This window comes from Streptomyces sp. H27-H5 (genome assembly GCF_026627505.1).
Classification (GTDB): domain Bacteria; phylum Actinomycetota; class Actinomycetes; order Streptomycetales; family Streptomycetaceae; genus Streptomyces.
In genome coordinates, this window is sequence record NZ_JAPNLK010000053.1 from 43,728 (window position 1) to 67,201 (window position 23,474).

Annotated in this window: 16 protein-coding genes; 11 read left to right on the forward strand and 5 right to left on the reverse strand. The window is 73.1% G+C overall.

Features of this window, described 5'->3' with window-relative positions; all coding sequences use genetic code 11:
• Positions 1–38: 38 nt before the first annotated feature.
• The 3 genes from OTB19_RS25320 (at position 39) to moeZ (ending at position 3,028) form a co-directional block, all read left to right on the forward strand.
• Positions 39–1,034: an NAD-dependent epimerase/dehydratase family protein gene (locus OTB19_RS25320; RefSeq protein ID WP_053680430.1), complete on the forward strand. Its 996-nt coding sequence runs from the start codon at positions 39–41 to the stop codon at positions 1,032–1,034.
• Positions 1,022–1,771 carry a spherulation-specific family 4 protein gene (locus OTB19_RS25325; RefSeq protein ID WP_267800705.1) on the forward strand — a complete coding sequence of 250 codons (750 nt, stop codon included), beginning with the start codon at positions 1,022–1,024 and terminating at the stop codon, positions 1,769–1,771. The genes OTB19_RS25320 and OTB19_RS25325 overlap by 13 nt, the downstream gene beginning before the upstream one ends.
• Positions 1,772–1,849: 78 nt before the next feature.
• Positions 1,850–3,028 carry an adenylyltransferase/sulfurtransferase MoeZ gene (moeZ, locus tag OTB19_RS25330; protein WP_053680427.1) on the forward strand — a complete coding sequence of 393 codons (1,179 nt, stop codon included), beginning with the start codon at positions 1,850–1,852 and terminating at the stop codon, positions 3,026–3,028.
• An 89-nt stretch (positions 3,029–3,117) separates the two neighbouring features.
• On the opposite strand, the gene OTB19_RS25335 is transcribed toward moeZ, so the two are convergent.
• Positions 3,118–4,716, reverse strand: a complete 1,599-nt coding sequence (locus OTB19_RS25335; protein WP_267800706.1) for an alpha/beta hydrolase — start codon at positions 4,714–4,716, stop codon at positions 3,118–3,120.
• Between the two features lie 141 nt (positions 4,717–4,857).
• Positions 4,858–5,193, reverse strand: coding sequence for a hypothetical protein (locus OTB19_RS25340; RefSeq protein WP_267800707.1), 336 nt, complete (start codon positions 5,191–5,193; stop codon positions 4,858–4,860).
• A 10-nt stretch (positions 5,194–5,203) separates the two neighbouring features.
• On the opposite strand from OTB19_RS25340, the gene OTB19_RS25345 reads away from it, so the two are divergent.
• Entirely contained in the window at positions 5,204–5,557 is a 354-nt protein-coding gene (locus OTB19_RS25345) for a YwiC-like family protein (protein WP_267800708.1), read from the forward strand.
• Positions 5,554–5,781, forward strand: a complete 228-nt coding sequence (locus OTB19_RS25350; RefSeq protein WP_267800710.1) for a hypothetical protein — start codon at positions 5,554–5,556, stop codon at positions 5,779–5,781. Before OTB19_RS25345 ends, OTB19_RS25350 begins: the two co-directional genes overlap by 4 nt.
• Positions 5,782–5,811: 30 nt before the next feature.
• On the opposite strand, the gene OTB19_RS25355 is transcribed toward OTB19_RS25350, so the two are convergent.
• Entirely contained in the window at positions 5,812–8,736 is a 2,925-nt protein-coding gene (locus OTB19_RS25355; protein ID WP_267800711.1) for a lysylphosphatidylglycerol synthase transmembrane domain-containing protein, read from the reverse strand.
• Positions 8,737–8,855: 119 nt separating this feature from the next.
• On the opposite strand from OTB19_RS25355, the gene OTB19_RS25360 reads away from it, so the two are divergent.
• From OTB19_RS25360 to nudC, 5 genes are all read left to right on the forward strand, one after another.
• Positions 8,856–9,203, forward strand: coding sequence for an MGMT family protein (locus tag OTB19_RS25360; protein WP_324289507.1), 348 nt, complete (start codon positions 8,856–8,858; stop codon positions 9,201–9,203).
• A gap of 285 nt (positions 9,204–9,488) precedes the next feature.
• Positions 9,489–12,938 carry an ATP-dependent helicase gene (locus OTB19_RS25365; RefSeq protein WP_420716905.1) on the forward strand — a complete coding sequence of 1,150 codons (3,450 nt, stop codon included), beginning with the start codon at positions 9,489–9,491 and terminating at the stop codon, positions 12,936–12,938.
• A 66-nt stretch (positions 12,939–13,004) separates the two neighbouring features.
• Entirely contained in the window at positions 13,005–16,733 is a 3,729-nt protein-coding gene (locus tag OTB19_RS25370) for a UvrD-helicase domain-containing protein (protein WP_267800714.1), read from the forward strand.
• A 9-nt stretch (positions 16,734–16,742) separates the two neighbouring features.
• A complete protein-coding gene (locus OTB19_RS25375) occupies positions 16,743–18,146 on the forward strand; it encodes a dipeptidase (protein WP_267800716.1) in 1,404 nt (467 codons plus the stop codon).
• Between the two features lie 62 nt (positions 18,147–18,208).
• Positions 18,209–19,144: an NAD(+) diphosphatase gene (gene nudC, locus OTB19_RS25380; RefSeq protein ID WP_267800717.1), complete on the forward strand. Its 936-nt coding sequence runs from the start codon at positions 18,209–18,211 to the stop codon at positions 19,142–19,144.
• 161 nt (positions 19,145–19,305) lie between these two features.
• Here the strand turns inward: nudC and OTB19_RS25385 are convergent, their stop codons facing one another.
• A complete protein-coding gene (locus tag OTB19_RS25385) occupies positions 19,306–19,566 on the reverse strand; it encodes a mycoredoxin (protein ID WP_267800718.1) in 261 nt (86 codons plus the stop codon).
• Positions 19,567–19,745: 179 nt separating this feature from the next.
• Here OTB19_RS25385 and OTB19_RS25390 point away from each other — a divergent pair, with 179 nt between their 5' ends.
• Positions 19,746–21,911, forward strand: coding sequence for an ATP-dependent DNA helicase UvrD2 (locus OTB19_RS25390; RefSeq protein ID WP_267800719.1), 2,166 nt, complete (start codon positions 19,746–19,748; stop codon positions 21,909–21,911).
• A gap of 88 nt (positions 21,912–21,999) precedes the next feature.
• Here OTB19_RS25390 and OTB19_RS25395 read toward each other — a convergent pair whose 3' ends face one another.
• Entirely contained in the window at positions 22,000–23,190 is a 1,191-nt protein-coding gene (locus tag OTB19_RS25395; protein WP_267800720.1) for a site-specific integrase, read from the reverse strand.
• Positions 23,191–23,474 lie beyond the last annotated feature (284 nt).

Sequence of the window (23,474 nt, forward strand, 5' to 3'; positions counted from 1 at the left end):
AGGATGACCGGCCAGCCGAACAACCAAGGGGCCGCGCGATGAGGGTGCTGCTGATCGGAGCCAACGGATACCTCGGCCGCTACGTCGCGGACCGACTGCTCGCCGACCCCGCCGTCCAGCTCACCGCGCTCGGCCGCGGAGACGACGCGGACGTCCGCTTCGACCTCGCCACCGGCAGCCCCGGAGCGCTCACCCGCTTCCTCGACGCCGTCCACCCGGGCGTCGTCATCAACTGCGCGGGCGCCACCCGCGGCGGCGCCCGGGAACTCACCCGGCACAACACCGTCGCCGTCGCCACCATCTGCGAGTCGCTGCGCCGCAGCGGCTGCGGGGCCCGGCTCGTCCAGCTCGGCTGCGCCGCCGAGTACGGGCCCAGCCAGCCCGGATCGTCCACGGCCGAGGACGCCGTCCCGAGACCCGGCGGACCGTACGGCGTCAGCAAGCTGGCCGCGACCGAGCTGGTGCTCGGCTCCGGGCTGGACGCCGTCGTGCTGCGGATCTTCTCGCCCGTCGGACCCGGCACCCCGGCCGGCTCCCCGCTCGGCCGGCTCGCCGAGGCCATGCGGCGCGCCATGCAGTCCGGCGACGGCGAGCTCAAGCTCAGCGGACTCGGGGTGCAGCGGGACTTCGTGGACGTCCGCGACGTCGCGCGCGCCGTCCACGCGGCCTCGCTGTCCGCCGCGCAGGGCGTCGTGAACATCGGCACCGGTCGCGCGGTCCGCCTGCGCGAGGCGGCCGGCGTGCTCGCCCGGGTCGCGGGGTACGGCGGCGCCCTCCACGAACTCGACCTGCCGCAACAGCCGCACGCCCACCCGGGCCGGCCGCCGGGCCTCGCGGCCATCGGTTCGCCGCGCTCCGAGGCGACGGCCGAGCAACTGGCCGCGTCGGCCCCCCAGGCCCCGTACCCGGACGGCTGCGGCGCCTGGCAGCAGGCCGACGTGCGCACCGCCCGCGACCGGCTCGGCTGGCGTCCCCGGATCAACCTGGAGGAGTCCCTGGCCGACATCTGGATGGAGGCGGCGTGCCGCATCTGACCACGTCGGAGGCGACGTCCGCGGCCACCGGCGCGGGCCGGATGGGCCTCGGGATCCCCGGGTACGCGCACCCGCTGCTCGCCCCGGTGGAATGGGCCGAGCTGACCCGGCCCGGCACCCCCCTGCACTGGGCCGTCCTCAACGTCTCGGACGGCCCGGGCGGGCGCCCCGACCCGCACTGCACGGAAGCCACCGCGAAGCTCCGCGACGCGGGCGGCACCGTCGTCGGCCATCTCGCGATGCGAGACGGAACGCGCGCGTTCGGGGAGCTGATCTCCGACGCCCACCGCTTCCGGGACTGGTACGGGGTGGGCGGTTTCTACCTCGCCGACACCCCCTGCGACAAGGCGGACCTGGAGGGCGTCCGCCGGGTCGTGGACACCCTGCGCGGGCTCGGCGACGGACTGCGCGTCGTGCTCGGACACGGCACGCACCCGTACGCCGGCTTCGCCGAAGCCGCAGATCAGCTGGTCACCTTCGCCGGGACCTGGGCCGACTACCGCTGGTCGCAGGTGGCGGAGTGGACGGCCGAGTACCCGCCGGAACTCTTCTGCCACCTGGTGCACGGGGTTCCGCGCACCCACCTGGACGAGGCCGTGCGCATCGCCCGGTGGCAGGGCGCCGGCACGGTCTGGTTCACGGACCGGCGCAGCACTCCGGCGCGGGACCCCTGGGCCTCGATGCCCGGGTACTGGGACGAAATCGTCTCGCGGATCGGGACGAGTGTCTCGGAATGAAGTCGGGCGTGGCAGTGTTACGGAACAGAACAAACCTTTGATGCTCCCCGCGGCTGCGGGGATGACCCTGGAGTCCCCGTGTCGCTGCCACCCCTGGTTGAGCCGGCTGCCGAGCTCACCGTTGACGAGGTCCGTCGGTACTCCCGCCACCTGATCATCCCGGACGTCGGGATGGACGGGCAGAAGCGCCTGAAGAACGCCAAGGTGCTCGCGGTGGGCGCCGGCGGCCTCGGCTCTCCCGCCCTCATGTACCTGGCCGCGGCCGGCGTGGGCACCCTGGGCATCGTGGAGTTCGACGAGGTCGACGAGTCGAACCTCCAGCGCCAGATCATCCACAGCCAGGCGGACATCGGCCGGTCCAAGGCCGAGTCGGCCCGCGACAGCGTGCTGGGCATCAACCCGTACGTCAACGTGGTCCTTCACGAAGAGCGGCTCGAAGCCGAGAACGTGATGGAGATCTTCAGCCAGTACGACCTCATCGTCGACGGCACGGACAACTTCGCCACGCGCTACCTGGTCAACGACGCCTGCGTGCTGCTGAACAAGCCGTACGTGTGGGGTTCGATCTACCGCTTCGACGGTCAGGCCTCGGTCTTCTGGTCCGAGCACGGGCCGTGCTACCGCTGCCTGTACCCGGAGCCGCCGCCGCCGGGCATGGTCCCGAGCTGCGCCGAGGGCGGCGTGCTGGGCGTGCTGTGCGCGTCGATCGGGTCCATCCAGGTCACCGAGGCCATCAAGGTCCTCACGGGTGTCGGCGAGTCGCTGGTCGGCCGTCTGATGATCTACGACGCCCTGGAGATGCAGTACCGCCAGGTCAAGGTCCGCAAGGACCCCGACTGCGCGGTCTGCGGTCCCAACGCGACCGTCAAGGAACTCATCGACTACGAGGCCTTCTGCGGCGTCGTGTCGGAGGAGGCCCAGGAGGCCGCCGCGGGTTCGACGATCACTCCCAAGCAGCTCAAGGAGTGGATCGACAACGACGAGCCCATCGAGATCATCGACGTCCGCGAGATCAACGAGTACGAGATCGTGTCGATCCCCGGCGCGAAGCTGATCCCCAAGGGCGAGTTCCTGATGGGCACCGCCCTCCAGGACCTGCCGCAGGACAAGCGCATCGTCTTGCACTGCAAGACGGGTGTCCGCAGTGCGGAAGTCCTCGCGGTCCTGAAGTCGGCGGGCTTCTCCGACGCGGTCCACGTCGGCGGCGGCGTCATCGGCTGGGTGCACCAGATCGAGCCCGACAAGCCGGTCTACTAGGTCCCTGCCGAACGAACCACCTCACAGGGCCCCCACCGCGAGCGCGGTGGGGGCCCTGTGAGGTTGACAGCTGACCGGCCGTACCGGACTCAGGTGCCCTCGGGCGCCACCGACTGTTGCTGAGTCGGCGTGGCCGACTCGCTCCGGGTGCAGACGGTGCCACTGGCCGGCACCTTCCCGTCCAGCAGGTAGGTGTCCACCGCCTTCTGCACGCACGGGTCGCCGCTGTTGTACGCGCCGTGGCCCTGCCCCTTGTACGTCAGCTCCACGCCGACGCCCGGGCCGAGCCGCTCGACCATCTTGCGCGCGCCCTCGTACGGGGTGGCCGGGTCACCGGTGTTGCCGATCACCACGATCGGGGCGGCCCCCGGAGCGGAGACGTCCGGGGTGTCCCAGGCGCCGGCCACCGGCCAGCCGGTGCAGCTCATCAGGGCCCAGCCGAGGAAGTCCCCGAAGACGGGCGAGGCCGCGCGGAACTCCCCGAGCTTGGCCTTGGTCTGCGCGAGCGAGTAACGCTCCTTGGAGTCGGCGCAGTTGATCGCCGTGTTCGCGGCGCCGATGTTGCTGTACCGGCCCTGCTGGTCCCGGCCGTTGAGCGCGTCGGACAGCGCCATCAGCAGTTGCCCCTGGCCGCCCTCGGCCTCGTCCAGGCCCTGTTCGAGCAGCGGCCACAGTTCCGTCGAGTACAGGGACTGGGCGATGCCGTTGGTCGCGGCGGACTCGGTGAGTTCGCGGTCGCCGATGCCGGGGATGGGTTTGGCCGCCAACTGCTTCTGCAGTTTGACGATGTTGTCCTCGATCTCCTTGACGCTGTTGCCCTGGAGCCGGCAGGCGTCGCCGCGATCCACGCAGTCCTGGGCCCAGTTGTCGAGGGCGAGTTGGAAGCCCTTCGCCTGGCCCAGGGAGCCTTCCTCGGAGGTCTTGGTCGGGTCGACCACGGCGTCGAAGACGGCCCGGCCTACGTTCTTCGGGAAGAGGTGGGCGTAGACCCCGCCGAGTTCGGTGCCGTAGGAGATGCCGAAGTAGTTCAGCTTCTCGTCGCCGAGGGCCTGGCGGACGCGGTCGAGGTCGCGGGCGGCGTTCTCGGTGCCGACGTGGGGGAGCAGCTTGCCGGACTTGGTCGAGCAGGCCTGCTGGTACTTCTTGATGTTGTCGAGGAAGACCTTCTGCTGCTCCGGCGTGGTCGGGCTGGAGTCGGAGGCGTAGTACGCGTCCAGCTGCTTGTCGTTCTCGCATCGGACGGGCGCGCTGCGGCCCACCCCGCGGGGGTCGAAGCTGACCAGGTCGTACCGCTGCCGCAGGCCGTCGTACTCCTTGGCGGCGCCGGGGAGGGTGGTGATGCCCGATCCGCCGGGACCGCCGAAGTTGAAGACGAGGGAACCGATCCGCTTGTCCTGATCGCGGGCCTTGGCCCGGATCAGCGCCAGAGGAATCGTTTCTCCTTCAGGCTTGGCGTAGTCGAGGGGCACGTCGAGCGTGGCGCACTGCCAGTCCTTGCCCGGAGCCTGCCCGCCGCCCTCGGCGGCGGTGGGGGGATCGCAGTCACCCCACTTCAGGGACGTGGCGCCCGAGGCACTGCCGCCCCCGGTCTTCTTGTCCTTGCTCCCGTCGTCGGAACAGGCGCTGGTGCTGACCAGCGCGGCGGCGAGGGCGGCGGCAGCGGTGACCCGCAGGGCGTTTCTCGGCATGCACCCATCCTGTGGGTGAACGGGCCGGTCCGCGCGTGCGATGAGCCATCCGGGTGGGGCGCCCGAGCGCCGCCGTTCCCGGCCGCCGGGGGTGCCGGCCGGCGGTGCGTCCGGGCCGCTCGGACGCAGGTCAGGCGCCGCTCAGGAGCCGCTTCGCCGCCGCGCGACCCGTGGCCACGCAGGCCGCGACGCCCACGCCCTCGCCTCGGGGGAGGCCTCGCGCAGCCAGGACCACTTGTTGGAGAGGAACGAGACGGCCTTCAGGGTGTGGCCGTCCGTCGGCGGGACCAGGAAACCGTTGCCCTCGGGCAACAGGTTCGCCCGGGCGCGGGAGAACGCCATGGTGATGACGGCCGTCGAGGCGTACGGGACGGCCGCGAGTTCCGCCTCGGCCAAGGGCGAGTGCGGGCGCAGCAGTTCCGCCGCCGCGAAGGCGGGGAGCGCGAGCACCACGGCGTCCGCCTCCATCGTCAGCACGCCGTCGTCCGTGACGTCGGCCGGGTACGTCGCGCTCTGCCACGGCCAGCAGTGGCTCCGGCTGCGGCGCGCCTCGCGCCGACCGGCGGCGGCCCGACGCCACGTCCGCCCGGGGCTGGTCTTCGCCGCGGTGTTCCTGGTCCTCGGGATCCCGCTCGCGGTCCGGCACCCCTGGCTGCTGCTCGCGGCCGCGGCCTGCGGCCCTTTCGTCGCGGTGAACACCCTGTACGCCCGCGTGAACCGGGAGCGGGCGCTCCCCAACGGCCTGGCGGCGGTGGTCCCGGCGGGGCCGGGCTGCCGTGGGCGCCCGCGGCTGCCTGCCTGCTCTACTTCTGGGGCACGGTCCCCTACGTCAAGACGATGATCCGGGAGCGCCGCTCCGCCGGGTACCGCCGCGCGTCGGCCGCCCACCACGCGGTGGCCCTCGTCGCGGCGACCTTGTTGTCACCCTGGTTGGCCCTGCCCTTCGCGGGCTACCTGGCCCGCGCCGTCGCGCTGCCGGGGCGCGGCGTGAAGGTCCCGGTGGTCGGCGCCGTCGAGATCGCCGGCTCCGCGGCCCTGCTGCTCACGCTGCTGCTCGTCTTCTGAGCCCTACCGGCCCCCGGGGACCCCGCGCGGCTAGATCGCTTCCTTGCGGGTCAGGAAGTTGAACGAGATCCACCCCGGCAGCACCGGCAGCCAGAACGTCATCAGCCGGAACAGCAGCACCGACGAGAAGGCGATCTCGCGATCCAGCCCCGCCGCGATCAGACCCAGCGTCAGGGTGGTCTCCACCGCCCCGATGCCGCCCGGGGTCGGCGCCGCCGAACCGAGCGCGTTGCCCGCGAGGAACACGACCGCGATGCTGGCGTAGCTGATGGCCTGGCCGCCGCCGAACGCCCGGATCGAGGCGTCCAGACACATCACGAAGCAGCCCGTCAGCAGCAGCATGCCGCCGATGCCCGTCACCAGCTTCTTCGGCCGCTGGAGCACGTCCAGCATGCGCGGCACCACGCCCGCGAACAGCGCCCGCAGCCGGGTCGCCACGAACTTCCGCATGAACGGGACCGCCGTCACCACCAGCACCAGCACCGCCACCGTCAGCAGACCCGCGATGACCGTCCGGGACGGGGTCATCTCCGTGGTCTTCTCGGTCCCGGTCAGATAGCCGAAGGACAGCAGCAGCAGGACGTGGCTCGCGAGCCCGAACAGTTGGGACGCGCCCACGCTCGCCACCGCGAGTCCCGGCCGGATGCCCGACCGCTGGAGGAACCGCGTGTTCAGGGCGACACCGCCCACCGCCGCCGGGGCGACGAGCTTCACGAAGGACCCGGCGACCTGCGCCAGCACCGTCCGCAGGAAGGAGACCCGCTCCGGCACGAAGCCCAACAGGCTCATCGCCGCCGCGAGGTAACTCAGGGCGGAGAAGGCCAGCGCCGCCCCCACCCAGCCCCACTGGGCCTCCGCGATGATCGTCCCGAAGTCCACGTGGGCCAGCTGCGTCAGCAGGAAGTACGCGCCGAAGGCACCCGCGATGAACGACACGAGGGTGCGCGGCCTGATGCGCTCCAGGCGGGCCGGCTCCACCGGGGCCTGGGGGCGCAGCAGCAGCACCTGTCGGCGGATCTGGCTCAGCAGATCCTCCTCGCGGGCCTCGTCGAGCGCGTCGTCCAGGGCCCGCTTCTCGGCCTTGCGGTCGGCGGCCGTGGCCTCGGCGGGAGCCGAGGCGTTCGCCTCGCGCGCCGCCTTCGCGGCCCGCGAGGACTCCAGTACGGCCTCCCGTTCCCGGTCGGCCCGCTCGCGGGCGAGCTTGCGCAGCGTCGCCCGGGTGGAGCGGCTCAGCGCGATCGGCTGGAGCAGCGGCAGACAGTCCGCGACCACGTCGGGACCGAGCACGGACACCGCCGAGGCCACCGACCGCTCCGCGCCGACCCGCAGGCCGAGGGTGGTCAGCAGCTGGGCGACGTCCATGCGCAGCACCAGGTCACCGGCCGCGATCTCGCCGCCGCGCAGGTCCGTGAGGATGACCTTGCCGGAACGATCCACCACGAGGGCGTCACCGGTGAGCCGCCGGTGCGCGATGCGCCGCGACTGGAGGGCCCTGACCTGCTCCCACGCGTTGCGCGTCAGCTCGTCGGTGATCTCCCCGTCGTCCAGGGAGTCGAGCGTGCGGCCGCCCAGGTGCTCGTACACGAGCATCACGGCGTCCGGACCCAGCTCGGAGGTCGCGATCAACTTGGGCGCGTTCGCCCCGGCCGCGATGGCGGCGTACGCGAGGAGGGCCTCCTGCTCCAGTGCCTGACGCAGCGACTGGAGGCTGCGCCGGGTGGTGATGCCGCGCAGCGTGAGCCGGCGCCAGACCCGATAGAAGAAGCCCTGCGCCTGCTGCTCGCGGTCGACGACCGTGACGTCGAGGGGCGGCCCCTTCTCCAGCGTCACGTGGTACCGACGGCCCCGGTCGCTCACCTCGGAGGCCTCCGGACCGTCCGGCGCCTCGGCGCGCATCGCGCTCACCGGCTGGAAGCCGACCCGGCGCAGACCGGCGAGGAGGTTCTGCCCGGTGGGGCGGACGTTCGGGGAACCGACGGCGTACAGGGTCCCGTAGGCGACGGTCCAGCCGATGAGGACGGTCAGGATGATCGAGAGGGGAGTGGTGTACCCGCTGACCAGCATGGCGAAGGCGTCGAGCAGCAGCACCACCCACAGGGCGACCCGCCAGCGCGGCCGGCGCGTCATGCCGACGGCCGTCATGTAGGCGATGACCGGCGCGAGGTAGCCGTGCACCGGGTCGGTCAGGGCGCCGGCGGTACCCGTCGGCAGGGTCAGGGAGTCCTGGATGGTGGCGGAGGCGGCCTGGGAGACCCACAGGTCGGTGGCGAGCGTGACGCCGTGCGCGAGGACGGCCGCGAGGACGCCGTCGGCGATGCGCAGGCCGTCGCGTTTGATGAGCCGCTCGATCGCGAAGGCGACGGGCACCAGGAGCACCGCGATGCTCGACACCAGACCCGCGACCTTGATCAACAGGTCGGGTGCCTGGCCGGTGCCGTTGCTGATGTCCTCTTCGAGGCCCGCGGTGGTGCCGTGGGCGAAGGCGGCGATGGCGAGGACCACGGCGATGCCGAGGATGCCGACCAGCAGGCGCACCAGGTCGGACGGGCGGTGCACGCGGGCCGCGAGCAGCGGTTCGTCCACCTCGACATGGTCGGCGGCGGTGGGGGCGTGACCGTGCGGCCGCTCCGGGTGGTCGAAGTCGTCCACCCGCCCGTGGTCGGGGTCGAGGCCGTGACGGGCGCCACGACGGCGCGCGTCCCGCTCGTCGCGGGGACCCTCGTCCGAGTGGTCGTCCGCAGGGTCGCGGGAGGGATCCCCGGGACCGTCGGCGGGCCGGTCGTCGGCCTTGCCGCCGGACTTCTCGTTCGGCACGTCGGACCTGTCGTCGGGCATTTCGCGGGGCGCGTCCGGGTGCGCGTCTGGGCGCGCGCCGTCATCCGCCGTCGCGCCGTCCGGAGGGCTCACACCCTGCTCCTTCGCCGTCACATCCGTCTCTTCTTGATCACGTATCACCAGTCACCGCCCGCAAGATGGTGGCACGGACCGGCTGCCGTGCGGGGCAGCAGGGTGCGCGCCGGTGCGGAAGGAAACCTTCCGTCGTGGTGTCGGTGACGTGCGGCACCATGTTCCGAATGAGCGAAGAGCTTCCCGAGTACGCGGAGCGGGTGCTGGAGGCGGCCGAGCGGATTCCGCCCGGCCGGGTGATGACGTACGGCGACGTCGCGGAGTGGATCGGCACGGGCGGACCACGCCAAGTCGGGCGTGTCATGGCCCTGTACGGGGGAGCCGTGCCCTGGTGGCGCGTGGTCAGGGCCGACGGCCGACCCCTGCCCGGGAGCGAGCACCGAGCCCTGGAGCACTACCGCGCCGAGGGCACTCCCCTGCGCGACACGGCCGGCGGCGAGCCCCGGCTGGCGATGCGCCGGGCACGCTGGGACGGGCGGCAGGGGCCGGGCGAAGGCGACGAGGGTCACATCTGACAGCTTCGGGCATGCGGAGCCGGGGCGGGCGGTCGAAGGCTCGTACGGGGGACGACACGAGGACCCCCCGAGGCGACGCCGGGAGCCGCCCGGGGAGACTGCGGGAGCCGGCGCGGGTGGCGTAGCGTGGCCCCTTCGGCCGTCGCCGCCGCCCTCGCCGCAGTCGCCACCGAAGCGACGCCCGGCACGACGGTCGGGAACGCGGTCGGCGAGGCCACCGAGGCAACCGCAGTCGTCGCAGCAACCGCAGTGACGGAAGACCCACCAGGACCGGCACACCACGTGATCACCTCTCCTTCCGACCGCTCGGAGCGGCGTACGCGGACTCCTGACGCGTACCGCCTGGTGCGCACCGGGCCGGAACGGGTGGCTCCCCCTGTCTTGGACGCAGCGCAACGGGCGGTGGTTGACCACACCACCGGACCACTGCTGGTCCTGGCCGGACCCGGCACCGGGAAGACCACCACCCTGATCGAGGCGGCCGCCGCCCGGGTCGAGGCCGGCACGGACCCCTCCCGCATCCTGATCCTCACCTTCAGCCGCAAGGCCGCCGTCGAACTCCGCGACCGGGCCGCCCTGCGCCTGGGCGGCGCGCGGGCTCCGCAGGCCACCACCTTCCACTCCTACTGCTACGGCCTGGTCCGCGCCCACCAGGACACCGACCTGTTCGCCGACCCGCTGCGGCTGCTGTCCGGGCCGGAGCAGGACGTCATGGTCCGCACCCTGCTGGAGGGCCAGCGCCGGATCCGCTCCATCCGCTGGCCCGACGACCTGCGCGCCGCCCTGACCACGCGCGGGTTCGCCGACGAGGTCCGCGCCGTCCTGGCCCGCGCCCGCGAACTGGGCCTGGGCCCCGGGGCCCTGTCCGACTTCGCCGACCGCATCGGCCGCCCGGACTGGAAGGCGGCCGCCGCGTTCCTCTCCGAGTACCTGGACGTCCTCGACATGCAGGGCACCCTCGACTACGCGGAACTGCTCCACCGCGCCGTCCTGCTGGCCGAACGCACCCCGTCCCTGGCCTCGTCCCACGACGTGATCCTCGTCGACGAGTACCAGGACACGGACGCCTCCCAGCTGCGACTGCTGCGCGCCCTGTCCGGACCCGGCGGCACACTGATCGCCTTCGGCGACCCGGACCAGTCGATCTACGCGTTCCGCGGCGCCGACATCAACAACATCCTGGACTTCGAGACCTCCTTCCCCGGCGCACGGGTCCGGGCCCTCACGGTCGGCCGGCGCTCCTCCTCGGCGCTGCTCGCCGCGACCCGCCTCCTCACCACCCGGATGCCCGTCCCGCGGCTGCCCTCGGCGGCGGTACGCGCCCACCGCGACCTGCGCGCCACGCGGGAGGGCGGCCGGGTGGAGGTGTACACGTACCCCACCGCCGGGGCGGAACTGGACAACATCGCGGACATCCTGCGCCGGGCCCACCTGGAGGACGGCGTGCCGTGGCAGGACATGGCGGTGCTGGTCCGCGCGGGCGGCCGTACCCTCCCCGCGATGCGCCGCGCCCTCGTCTCGGCCGGCGTGCCCGCCGAGACGGACGGCACGGACACCCCCCTGCGCCACGAACCCGCCGTCGCCCCCCTGCTCACGGCCCTGCGCATCACCGCCACGGCCGCCGCCCGCCCGCCGGCGGACGCGGACCCCGCCGACCCGGACGGTGCGGGCCCCGACGCCGAGCGCCCCGAGGAACCGTCCGAGGCCGACGCCGGCGCCGACGCCGAAGCCCGAGCCGAAGCGGACGCTGGCGCCGACGCCGACACGGACCACCCCGCGCCGGACCACCCCGCGCCGGGCGACCCCACCTCCGCGCCCCCCGGGGACCGGGCCCGGGACGAGGCCGACACCGCCGACCACGGATGGGTCGGGGTCGAGGCCGCCATCGCCCTGCTCGGCTCCCCGCTCGGCGGGATGGACGCCGCAGACCTGCGCCGCCTCGGCCGCGCCCTGCGCGACGAGGAACGGGCCGCGGGCGTCAAGGTGCCCGCGCCCTCCGACGTCCTGCTGGCCCGCGCCCTCGCCGAACCCGAGCGGCTCGTCGCCCACGACCCCGCCCACGCCCGCGGCGCGCAGCGCCTCGGCCTGCTCCTGCGCAAGACGCGCGAACTGCTCCAGGGCGGCGGCACCGCCGAAGAGGCCCTGTGGACCCTGTGGGACGGCACCCCCTGGCCGCAGCGCCTGGAGCGCGGCGCCCGTCGCGGCGGCGCCGGCGGCCGCAACGCCGACCGGGACCTCGACGCCGTCTGCGCGCTCTTCGACACCGCCGCCCGCGCCGAGGACCGCACCGGTGGCCGCGGCGCCCTCAACTTCCTCGAACAGCTCGAAGCCGAGGACATCGCCGCCGACACCCTCACCACCCGCGCGACCCGCCGCGACGCCGTCCGACTGATGACCGCCCACCGGTCGAAGGGCCTCGAATGGGGTCTCGTCGTCGTCGCCGGCGTCCAGGAGGGGCTCTGGCCCGACCTGCGCCGGCGCGGCTCCCTCCTGGAAGCCGACCGGATCGGCCGCGACGGCCTCGCCGAACCGCTCACCCCCGGCGCCCTCCTCGCCGAGGAACGACGGCTGTTCTACGTGGCCGCGACCCGCGCCCGCGAACGCCTCGTCGTCACCGCCGTCAAGGCCCCCGCCGAGGACGGCGACCAGCCCTCCCGCCTCCTCACCGAACTCGGCGTCCCCCCGAAGGACGTCACCGGACGCCCCCGACGCCCCCTGGCCGTCCCGGCGCTCGTCGCGGAACTGCGCGCCACCACCGTCGACCCCGAGGCCTCCGAGGCGCTGCGCGACGCCGCGGCCCGCCGGCTCGCCCGCCTCGCCGTGCTCACCGACGACGAGGACCGCCCCCTGGTCCCCGCCGCGCACCCGCAACGCTGGTGGGGACTGTACGAACCGACCCGCAGCAGCGTCCCGCTGCGCGACCGGGACCGCCCCGTGGCCCTGTCCGGATCGGCCCTGGACCAGCTCGCCAACACCTGCTCCCTCCAGTGGTTCCTGGGCCGCGAGGTCAAGGCCGACGCCCCCTCCACCGCCGCCCAGGGCTTCGGGAACGTCGTCCACGTCCTCGCCGACGAGGTCGCCTCGGGCCGCACGCCCGCCGACCTCGCCGTGCTCATGGAGCGCCTCGACTCCGTCTGGGACGCACTCGCCTTCGACGCCCCCTGGAAGTCCCGCCAGGAGAAGGAGAACGCCCGCGCCGCCCTGGAACGCTTCCTGCGCTGGCACACCACCGACCGGGGCGGCCGGGAGGCCGTCGCCACCGAGCACGACTTCGACGTCACGCTGGAGGCGGGGGAGTTCGCCGTACGGATCCGCGGCTCCATGGACCGGGTCGAGGCCGACCCGCAGGGACGCGCCTACGTCGTGGACTTCAAGACCGGCAAGGCCGCTCCCACCAAGGACGAGGTCGCGCGCCACCCCCAGCTCGCCGTCTACCAGCTCGCCGTGCGCGAGGGCGCCGTCGACGAGGCCTTCGACGGCGTGCGCCCCGACCCCGGCGGCGCCGAACTCGTCCAGCTGCGCCAGGGCGCGCCCAGGAAGGACGGCGGCGACGAGGTCCCCAAGGTCCAGGCGCAGCAGCCCCTCGAAGGCGAGTGGGTGGGCGACCTGCTGGCCAACGCCGCCGGCCGGGTACTGGACGAGCGGTTCACGCCCGCCGCCGGCGAGCACTGCAAACGCTGCTCCTTCCGCAGCTCGTGCAGCGCCCTCCCCGAGGGCCGCCAGACCGTGGAATGAGCCGGACCCCGCCCGCTCGTCGAGACGGCGGTGGGGAGTGTCGGTGCCGGCGGCTAGCCTTTTCACGTGTCCGCGCGCCCGACCGTCCCGGCGGTGATCAGCGATCCCGAGCAGCTCAAGGAGCTCCTCGGGATCCCCTTCACGCCCGAACAGATGGCCTGCGTCACCGCCCCGCCCGCGCCCCAGGTCATCGTCGCGGGCGCCGGCTCCGGCAAGACGACCGTCATGGCGGCCCGCGTCGTCTGGCTGGTCGGCACCGGCGCCGTCGCACCCCAGGAGGTCCTCGGCCTGACCTTCACCAACAAGGCCGCCGGCGAGCTCGCCGAGCGCGTGCGCAAGGCCCTCGCGCGGGCCGGCATCAGCGACCCGGACCCCTCCCCGGCCGACCCCGACGCGGCCGGGGGCGAGCCCCGCATCTCCACGTACCACGCCTTCGCCGGCCAACTCCTCAAGGACCACGGTCTGCGCATCGGGCTGGAGCCCAGCGCCCGACTGCTCGCCGACGCCACCCGCTTCCAGCTCGCCGCGCGCGTGCTGCGCGAGGCGCCCGGCCCGTACCCGTCGCTCACCAAGTCCATCCCCGACCTGGTCAGTGACCTGCTCGCGCTCGACGCGGAGCTCTCCGAACACCTCGTCACCCCCGAGGAGCTCCGCGCGTACGACACCGGGCTGCTCGACGTGCTCGCGGACACCCGGCTCACCAACGACGACCTGCGCAAGGTCCCCGAGGCGGGCCGCGGCCGGCTGGAACTGCTGGAGCTAGTCGCCCGCTACCGCGTCGCCAAACGCGCCCGCGACCTGATCGACTTCAGCGACCAGATCGCGCTCTCCGCACAGCTCGCCACCACCCGACCCGAGGTGGGGGCCCTGCTGCGCGAGGAGTTCAAGGTCGTCTTGCTCGACGAGTACCAGGACACCTCCGTCGCGCAGAGGCTGCTGCTGTCCGGGCTGTTCGGCGGCGGCACCGGCCACGCCGTCACCGCCGTCGGCGACCCCTGCCAGGCGATCTACGGCTGGCGCGGCGCCTCCGTGGCCAACCTCGACGACTTCCCCGAGCACTTCCCGCACGCCGACCGCCGCCCCGCCACCCGCTTCTCGCTCAGCGAGAACCGCCGCAGCGGCGGCCGCCTGCTCGACCTGGCCAACGAACTGGCCGCGCCGCTGCGCGCCATGCACGAGGGCGTCGAGGCGCTGCGTCCGGCGCCCGGCGCCGAACGGGACGGATCCGTGCGGTGCGCCCTGCTGCCCACCCACGCCGAGGAGCTGGAGTGGCTCGGGGACTCCGTCGCCCACCTGGTGCGGACGGGGACCGAGCCCGGCGAGATCGCCGTGCTGTGCCGCTCGGCCGGTGACTTCGCCCGGATCCAGGCGGTCCTGGTGGCCCGCGACGTCCCCGTCGAGGTGGTCGGCCTGTCCGGCCTGCTGCACCTGCCGGAGGTCGCCGACCTGGTCTCGGTCTGCGAGGTGCTCCAGGACCCGGGGGCCAACGCCGCCCTCGTCCGGCTGCTGATCGGCCCGCGCTGGCGCATCGGCGCCCGCGACCTGGCGCTGCTCGGGCGCCGGGCACGGCAACTGATCGGACGGACCCCCGCAGGCACGGACGATCCGGACGGACGCCTCGCGGCGGCCGTCGAGGGCGTCGACCCGGCGGAGGTCGTCTCGCTCGCCGACGCGCTGGAGACCTTCCTCGACGGGTCCGGGGCCTCCGCCGCCGACGACCTGCCCTTCTCGGCGGACGCCCGCGTCCGCTTCGCGCACCTCGCCCGCGAGCTGCGCGACCTGCGGCGCTCGCTCGCCGACCCGCTGATGGACGTCCTGCACCGGGTACTGGCCACGACCGGCCTCGACGTGGAACTGTCCGCCTCCCCGCACGCCCTCGCCGCGCGCCGGCGCGAGACCCTGTCGAACTTCATGGACGTGGCCGCCGGGTTCGCCGCCCTCGACGGGGAGGCCTCGCTGCTCGCGTTCCTGGCCTTCCTGCGGACCGCCGCCCAGTACGAGAAGGGCCTCGACCACGCGCTCCCCGGCGGGGAGAACACCGTCAAGGTGCTCACCGCCCACAAGTCCAAGGGCCTGGAGTGGGACGTGGTGGTGGTCCCCGACCTGTGCGCGGGCGCCTTCCCGAAAGAGAAGCCGCCGGAGGCCTGGACCTCGTACGCCAAGGTCCTGCCGTACGCGCTGCGCGGCGACGCCTCCACCCTGCCGGGGGACCCGGCATGGACCTCGGCGGGGCTCAAGTCCTTCAAGGCCGCCCTGAAGGAACACAAGGCCGTCGAGGAACTCCGCCTCGGATACGTGACCTTCACCCGCCCGCGCTCCCTCCTGCTGGCCTCCGGCCACTGGTGGGGCCCGAGCCAGAAGAAGCCGCGCGGCCCTTCGGCGTTCCTCTCCGCGCTCCGGACCCACTGCGAGGCCGGGCACGGCGAGATCGAGGCCTGGGCGCCGGAGCCCGAGCCCGGCGCCGAGAACCCGGTCCTGTCCGAGGCCGGCGCCCCGGACCACTCCTGGCCCCTGCCCCTGGACCCGACCTCGCTGCACCTGCGCCGTCGCGCGGCCGCGCTGGTGGAGGCCCACCTCGCGACGCCCGCGACCCCGGCGCCGCACGAAGAGCCGGAAGAGCCCGGGGCGTCCGGGGAGCCCTACCTGTGGCCACCCGACTGCGAGGACCCGGCGTACGACGCGGAACCCTGGCCGGACACGGACCCCCACTCGGACCCCGACCCGTGGTCCGGGGTCGGCCCGGCCGCGGAAGGCCGGCCGGACGCGCCGGACACGGACCCCCGGTCCTCCCGGGCGGCGGACGCGACCCCCGGCGCGGCCGGACCCCGGGCCCGCGTCCCCGCCCAGGACACCGGGCGGACCCCGACCCCCGCGCCCCCGCCCGACGAGGACCTCTGGGCCCCGGGCGAAGCCCTGCCCGCCCCCACCCCCGCAGCCGCCCCGGCCCCGGCCCCGGACGAGGATCCGTACGAGGACCCTTGGGCGGCGCCCGGCGCCCCGGTCCCGGCCCAACCCACCGCCGGCGCCAGCCGCCCCGGTACACCCGCGCGGCGCGGCGCAGACCCCCTCACCCCCGAGGAGGCCCGCGCCATCGCCTCCTGGGACCGCGACCTCGACGCCCTCGAAGGCGAACTGCGCCGCTCCCGCCCCGCCGTGCGCGACGTCGTGCTGCCCTCCGCCCTGTCCGCCTCGGACCTGCTGCGCCTCGCCTCCGACGAGCAGGGCTTCGTCCGCGACCTCGCCCGCCCCATGCCCAAGCCCCCGCAGCCCGCCGCCCGGCAGGGCACCCGCTTCCACGCCTGGGTCGAGTCCCGCTTCGAGGAACTGCCCCTCCCGCTCCTCGACGTCCTCGACCCGGCCGGGGAACTGCCCGGTTCCGACCAGGACATCGCCGACGAGGCGGACCTCGACTCCCTCAAGGCCGCCTTCGAGCGCAGCGCCTACGCCGACCGGACCCCCCACCGCATGGAGGCCCCGGTCCAGCTCACGCTCGCCGGCCGGGTCGTCCGCGGCCGGATCGACGCCGTGTACCGCCACCACGAGGGCCCGTACGACTACGAGATCGTCGACTGGAAGACGGGCCGCACCACCGAGGCCGACCCCCTCCAGCTCGCCGTCTACCGACTGGCCTGGGCGGAGGCCACCGGCACCCCGCTCGAACGGGTCGACGCCGCCTTCCTGCACGTCCGCAGCGGCCGCGTGATCCGCCCCCGCGCCCTTCCCGACCGCGCCGGCATTGAGCGGATCCTCCAAGGCAAAACGGACACGGAAAGTGACCATCACACGGACGGCTAGGCTCGTGGCATGAGCGACCCCCAGGCGGACAGCGTCGTCCGCACGTACATCGACACCCACCGCGCGGCCTTCCTCGACGACCTCGCCGACTGGCTGCGCATCCCTTCCGTCTCGGCGCAGCCCGAGCACGCGGGTGACGTACGACGCAGCGCCGAATGGCTCGCCGCGCAGCTCAAGGCCACCGGCTTCCCGGTCGCCGAGATCCTGGAGACCGCCGGCGCCCCCGCCGTGTACGCCGAGTGGCCCGCCGCCGACCCGGCCGCCCCCACCGTCCTCGTCTACGGGCACCACGACGTGCAGCCCGCCGCCCTCGCCGACGGCTGGCACACCGACCCGTTCGAGCCGGTGATCAAGGACGGCCGGATGTACGGGCGCGGCGCCGCCGACGACAAGGGCCAGGTCCTCTTCCACACCCTCGGCGTCCGGGCCCACCTCGCGGCCACCGGCGCCGACGCCCCCGCCGTGCACCTCAAGCTCCTCGTCGAGGGCGAGGAGGAGTCCGGCTCCCCGAACTTCCGCGCCCTCGTCGAGCGCGAGGCCGAACGCCTCGCCGCCGACGTCGTGATCGTCTCCGACACCGGCATGTGGTCCGAGACCACCCCCACCGTGTGCACCGGCATGCGCGGCGTCGCGGACTGCGAGATCGACCTCCACGGCCCCGACCAGGACATCCACTCCGGGGCCTTCGGCGGCGCGGTGCCCAACCCCGCGACCGTCGCCGCCCGCCTCGTCGCCGCCCTGCACGACGCCGACGAACGGGTCACCATCCCGGGCTTCTACGACAACATCGTCGAACTCACCGACGCCGAGCGCGCACTGATCGCCGAACTGCCCTTCGACGAGGCCGAGTGGCTGCGCACGGCCAAGTCGCACGCCGCCTCGGGGGAGAAGGGCCACACCACCCTGGAGCGCGTCTGGGCCCGCCCGACCGCCGAGGTCAACGGCATCGGCGGCGGCTACCAGGGCCCCGGCGGCAAGACGATCGTGCCGTCCTCCGCACACCTGAAGCTGTCGTTCCGACTGGTCTCCGGGCAGGACCCGTACGAGGTCGAGGAAGCCGTCACGACCTGGGTCGCCGAGCGCGTCCCGGCCGGGATCCGGCACTCCATCGTCTTCGGCGCCCCCACCCGGCCCTGCCTCACCCCGCTCGACCACCCGGCGCTGCAATCCGTCGTACGCGCCATGGGCCGCGCCTTCGGCCAGAAGATCCGCTTCACCCGCGAGGGCGGCTCCGGGCCGGCCGCCGACCTCCAGGACGTGCTCGACGCACCCGTCCTGTTCCTCGGCATCTCGGTCCCCTCCGACGGCTGGCACTCGCCGAACGAGAAGGTCGAACTCGACCTGCTCCTCAAGGGCGTCGAGACCGCCGCGTACCTGTGGGGCGACCTGGCCGCCCACTGGAAGCCCGCCTGACGCACCCACCGCCGTCCCACCCAGCCTGCCTGTCCCACCACCGGGGGAGTTGGAAGTACCTGATGAGCACCCACACCGAGCCCGAGCGCCCCATCACGCTCGCCGCGCCCAGCGGGATCGACCGCGCCGCGCACCACCGCCTCGACGAGGCCTGGCTCGCCGCCGCCTGGAGTCACCCGACGACCCGCGTCTTCGTCGTCTCCGGTGGCCAGGTCCTGATCGACGACACCCCCGACGGCGCCACCGGCATCGTGATGACCCCGGCCTTCGAGGCCCCGGTCACCGAGACCCACCGCTACTTCCTGGGCTCGGACGAGGACGGCGTACGGTACTTCGCGCTGCAGAAGGACTCCCTGCCGGGCCGCATGGACCAGTCGGCCCGGCCGGCCGGCCTCCGCGAGGCGGGCCTGCTGCTGAACCCGCGCGACGCCGGGCTGATGGTGCACGCGGTGGCGCTGGAGAACTGGCAGCGCATGCACCGCTTCTGTTCCCGCTGCGGCGAGCGCACGGTGGTCGCCGCAGCCGGACACATCCGCCGCTGCCCGGGCTGCGGCGCCGAGCACTACCCGCGCACCGACCCGGCCGTGATCATGCTCGTCACCGACGAGCACGACCGCGCGCTGCTGGGCCGGCAGGTGCACTGGCCCGAGGGCCGCTTCTCGACGCTCGCCGGGTTCGTGGAGCCGGGCGAGTCCATCGAGCAGTCGGTGATCCGCGAGGTCTGGGAGGAGGCCGGCGTCAAGGTCGGCGAGGTCGACTACGTCGCCAGCCAGCCCTGGCCGTTCCCGTACAGCCTGATGCTCGGCTTCACCGCCCGCGCCGTCACCTCGGAGATCACGGTGGACGGGGAGGAGATCCAGGAGGCCCGCTGGTTCTCCCGCGAGGACCTCCGCGCGGCGATCGAGGCCGGCGAGGTGCTCCCGCCCGCCGGCGTCTCCATCGCGGCCCGCCTGGTCGAACTCTGGTACGGGGAGCCGCTGCCGCGCCCCGCCGCCTGAGACGGGTCGCGCGGGCCCCGCGCCCGTGACGTCCGTCACGACAGAAGGCCCCCGCCTCGGCGGGGGCCTCTCTCGTACGCGCGTGACGTTCGCCACGTCGACCCGTCCGGCACCGGACGTCCGTGTTCCGGCGCTCCGTGTGTCGGGCGGTGCCGCGACGGTCAGACGGCGAGAGCCTGCTTGACCTGGGCGAGGCTCGGGTTCGTCATGACGGACTCGTTGCCGGCGGCCGACTTCACGAGGACGGTGGGAACCGTCTGGTTGCCGCCGTTCGCCTTCTCCACGAACGCTGCGGACGCGGGGTCGTGCTCGATGTTGATCTCGTCGTACGCGATGCCTTCGCGGTCCAGCTGCTTCTTCAGCCGGGTGCAGTAGCCGCACCAGGTCGTGCTGTACATCGTGACGGTGCCCGTGTCCTGCATGCTGCGGTCTCCTTCGTGGGGTCGCGGTGGTCCGAGTACTCGAACGCCCGACACCGTCCCGCCATTCCCGCGGAGCCCTCCCGGCACAAGGCGGAACCCTTCCGGCACAAGTACGACCGGAGCGGGCTGCCTGTGGACAAGTTTCCCGTCCGCCCCTGGAGACCTGGCAGCATGGCGGGGTGACAGCAGCAACGCACTCCTCATCCTTCCCGGCCGAAGCCGACTCGGCCGACGCGGTGCTCCAGGGTCTCGACCCGGAGCAGCGCGAGGTCGCGACGACGCTGCGCGGACCGGTGTGCGTGCTGGCCGGAGCGGGCACGGGCAAGACCCGCGCGATCACCCACCGCATCGCCTACGGGGTCCGGTCCGGCCAACTGATGCCCGCCAGCGTGCTCGCCGTCACCTTCACCAACCGCGCCGCCGGCGAGATGCGGGGCCGGCTGCGGACCCTCGGAGCGGGCGGGGTCCAGGCCCGGACCTTCCACTCCGCCGCCCTGCGCCAGCTCCAGTACTTCTGGCCGAAGGCCGTCGGCGGGGACGTCCCCCGACTGCTGGAACGCAAGATCCAATTCGTGGCCGAGGCCGGCTCCCGCTGTCGCGTCCGCCTCGACCGGGGCGAGCTGCGCGACGTCACGGCCGAGATCGAATGGGCCAAGGTCACCCAGACCGTCCCCGCCGACTACCCGGCGGCCGTCCTCAAGGCGGGCCGCGAGGCCCCCCGCGACACGGCCGAGATCGCCCAGATCTACGGGACGTACGAGCAGCTCAAGCGCGACCGGAACATGATCGACTTCGAGGACGTGCTGCTCCTCACCGTCGGGATCCTCCAGGACCGCTACGACATCGCGGAGCAGATCCGCACCCAGTACCAGCACTTCGTGGTCGACGAGTACCAGGACGTCAGCCCGCTCCAGCAGCGCCTGCTCGACCTCTGGCTCGGCGAGCGCGACAACCTCTGCGTGGTCGGCGACGCCAGCCAGACGATCTACTCCTTCACCGGCGCCACCCCCGACCACCTGCTGAACTTCCGCACCAAGTACCCGCAGGCCACCCTCGTCAAGCTGGTCCGCGACTACCGCTCCACCCCCCAGGTGGTGCACCTCGCCAACGGCCTGCTGAACCAGGCCCAGGGCCGCGCCGCCGAACACCGCCTGGAGCTGATCTCCCAGCGCGAGGCCGGCCCCGACCCGGTCCACGCCGAGTACCCGGACGAGCCCGCCGAGGCCGAGGGCGTCGCCGGGCGGGTCCGGGACCTCATCGCGGCGGGCGTCCCGGCGGGCGAGATCGCCGTGCTCTACCGGATCAACGCCCAGTCCGAGGTCTACGAACAGGCCCTCGCCGACGCCGGAGTGCCCTACCAGCTGCGCGGAGCCGAGCGGTTCTTCGAGCGCGCCGAGGTCCAGAAGGCGATCCTCGCCCTGCGCGGGGCCGCCCGCTCCGGCGGCAACGATCCCCTCCTGGACGACGTCGTCGAGCTCGGGTCCCAGGTGCGGGCCGTACTCAGCTCCACCGGCTGGACGGCCGAGCCGCCCGCCGGATCCGGGGCCGTGCGCGACCAGTGGGAATCCGTGGCCGCGCTCGTCCGGCTCGCCGAGGACTTCGCCCGCTCCCGCCCGGCCGCCGGCCTGGCCGAACTCACGGTGGAACTGGACGAACGCAAGGCCGCCCAGCACGCCCCCACCGTCCAGGGCGTCACCCTCGCCTCGCTGCACGCCGCCAAGGGCCTGGAGTGGGACGCGGTGTTCCTCGTGGGGCTCACCGACGGCATGATGCCGATCACCTATGCCAAGACCGACGAACAGGTCGAGGAGGAGCGCCGGCTGCTCTATGTCGGCGTCACCCGGGCGCGGCTGCACCTGACCCTCTCCTGGGCGCTCTCCCGGGCTCCGGGCGGCAGGGCCTCCCGACGCCCCAGCCGCTTCCTGAACGGCCTGCGGCCGGGCTCCGCCGTCCCGGGAAGCAGGAACGGCGCCGCGGCCGAGCGCGCCCCCCGCAAGCGCGGCCCCCGCGGTCCGGTGCTGTGCCGGGTCTGCGGCAAGACCCTGACCGAGGCCGGCGAACTCAAACTGATGCGCTGTGAGGACTGCCCGTCGGACATGGACGAGGGACTGTACGAGCGACTGCGCGAGTGGCGCGCGATCCAGTCGAAGCAGCAGGGCCTGCCCGGCTACTGCGTCTTCACGGACAAGACGCTGATGGCGATCGCGGAGGCCGCGCCGTCCGAGGCGGGAGAGCTCTCGATGATCTCCGGCGTCGGTGGCCGCAAGCTTGAGCGGTACGGAGTCGACGTCCTGGCCATCTGCGCAGGCCAGGAGCCCGGCGCCGGAGATCCTGACGACGCGTAGAAACTCGTCGGGTTTCTGCGTGATCTGACGTCTGTGCAGCTCAGAGGCAGGATGGATGGGCGGATCGTAGATCGATTCTCACAATCTCTCACACAGAGGGATTGTGGGCGCCTCCATGGAAGCCGTCCCACGCGGTCGCGGCCGACCGCAGATCCTCGATGCCGGGGTGGACGTACCGGCGCTTGGTGAACGACGCGTTCGTGTGGCCGGCCCACGCGGCCAGGACCACGTCCGGGACGCCGTTCACGGCCAGGTACGTCAGGCAGGAGTGCCGGGCGTCGTACAGGCGGACGTGCCGGAGGCCGGTGCTGTCCATGAGCCGGTACGCGTACTCGCGCAGCTGCCGGGTGTTCAGCGGCAGCCCCAGCTCGTCGACTGCCACGTAACCCGTGTCGGTGTACCCCTCGCCCGCGGCCAGCTTCTCCCGGGCCTGTTGCGCCTTGAAGCGCTTCAGGGCCTCCAGCGGCCCCTGGGGGAGCGGCAGCGCGCGTTCCCCGGACGACGTCTTCGTGTCCTTCTCGAGGACACGGACGTTCCCGATCATCGTCCGCGTGTTGGCGATCTCGACGGCGCCCGACTTCAAGTCGATGTCCGTCCACCGCTGCCCGCAGACCTCGGCTGGCCGAAGCCCCATCAGGGACAGCAACAGCGGCGCGTACAGGCGGTCCCGCTCGATGCCCTTCACGAACCGCTGCACCTCGATGACCGACCAGGGCGCCGCCCGTGTCCGGTCCCGCTTGTCGGTCTTCTTGTCGGCCAGGGAGACGCGCACGTACTGGGCGGGGTTCGTCGCGATGTGCTTGCGGATGACAGCCCTGGCCAGCGCCTGCCGTAGGCGATTGAGCACCACCACGGACGTCGAGACCGCCAGGCGCGTGCCGGGCTTCCCGCCGCTACGCCGGCCGCTGGCAACCAGCTCGTCGACGAACTCCTGCACCTGGTCCTCGGTCAGCTCCTGCAAGCGGATGTGCCCCAGGCGCTCCCGCGGGTGCAGCAGGTTGAGCTGGTAGGTGGTGATGGACGTCTCCTCGACGTCGCGGCGCTTGTACTCCAACCACTGATCCAGCCACTCGCCCACGGTCAGCTTGCTCGGGACGATCAGGTCGCCGGCCTTGCGCTGGTGCGTGATCCGCGCGCGCTCCTCCTTCACCTCCTTCTGGGTGTCCTTGGTGATGGTGAGCTGGACCCGCTTGCCGTTCTCGTCGTTGCCAGCGTCGACAACCGTCCGCCACCGCACGGTGCCGTCTCGCAGCGTGATTTTCTTGATGGGATCTGACATCACGTTCCTTCTCTAGCTCACGCTGCCGACGGATTCAGGTGGTTCCATGCTCAGAGTCGAGGCTGTCAAGACTGGGTGGCACGGGGCCGGCCCCGTTGTCCGGAACCACGCCCCCGCTCGTCGTCACCTTGCGTGACGGCTGGGACCCTCTGAACCTGGCTCTGTCCCGTAATCGGTGGTAGCGGTGCGTTGCCTCCTGTCATGCTGAGGCGTGCTTGAAGTCAACGCCCTTGTGGGTGTGGTGTTTTCGGGACTTTCCGCCTTGGTCATCGAGAGTGTGGCGG

Coding starts and splice junctions, on each gene's coding strand:
- OTB19_RS25395 (WP_267800720.1), bottom strand. CDS start 23,190: ATGTCAGATCCCATCAAGAAAATCACGCTGCGAGACGGCACCGTGCGG.
- OTB19_RS25385 (WP_267800718.1), bottom strand. CDS start 19,566: ATGCAGGACACGGGCACCGTCACGATGTACAGCACGACCTGGTGCGGC.
- OTB19_RS25375 (WP_267800716.1), top strand. CDS start 16,743: ATGAGCGACCCCCAGGCGGACAGCGTCGTCCGCACGTACATCGACACC.
- OTB19_RS25350 (WP_267800710.1), top strand. CDS start 5,554: ATGATCCGGGAGCGCCGCTCCGCCGGGTACCGCCGCGCGTCGGCCGCC.
- OTB19_RS25320 (WP_053680430.1), top strand. CDS start 39: ATGAGGGTGCTGCTGATCGGAGCCAACGGATACCTCGGCCGCTACGTC.
- OTB19_RS25335 (WP_267800706.1), bottom strand. CDS start 4,716: ATGCCGAGAAACGCCCTGCGGGTCACCGCTGCCGCCGCCCTCGCCGCC.
- nudC (WP_267800717.1), top strand. CDS start 18,209: ATGAGCACCCACACCGAGCCCGAGCGCCCCATCACGCTCGCCGCGCCC.
- OTB19_RS25360 (WP_324289507.1), top strand. CDS start 8,856: ATGAGCGAAGAGCTTCCCGAGTACGCGGAGCGGGTGCTGGAGGCGGCC.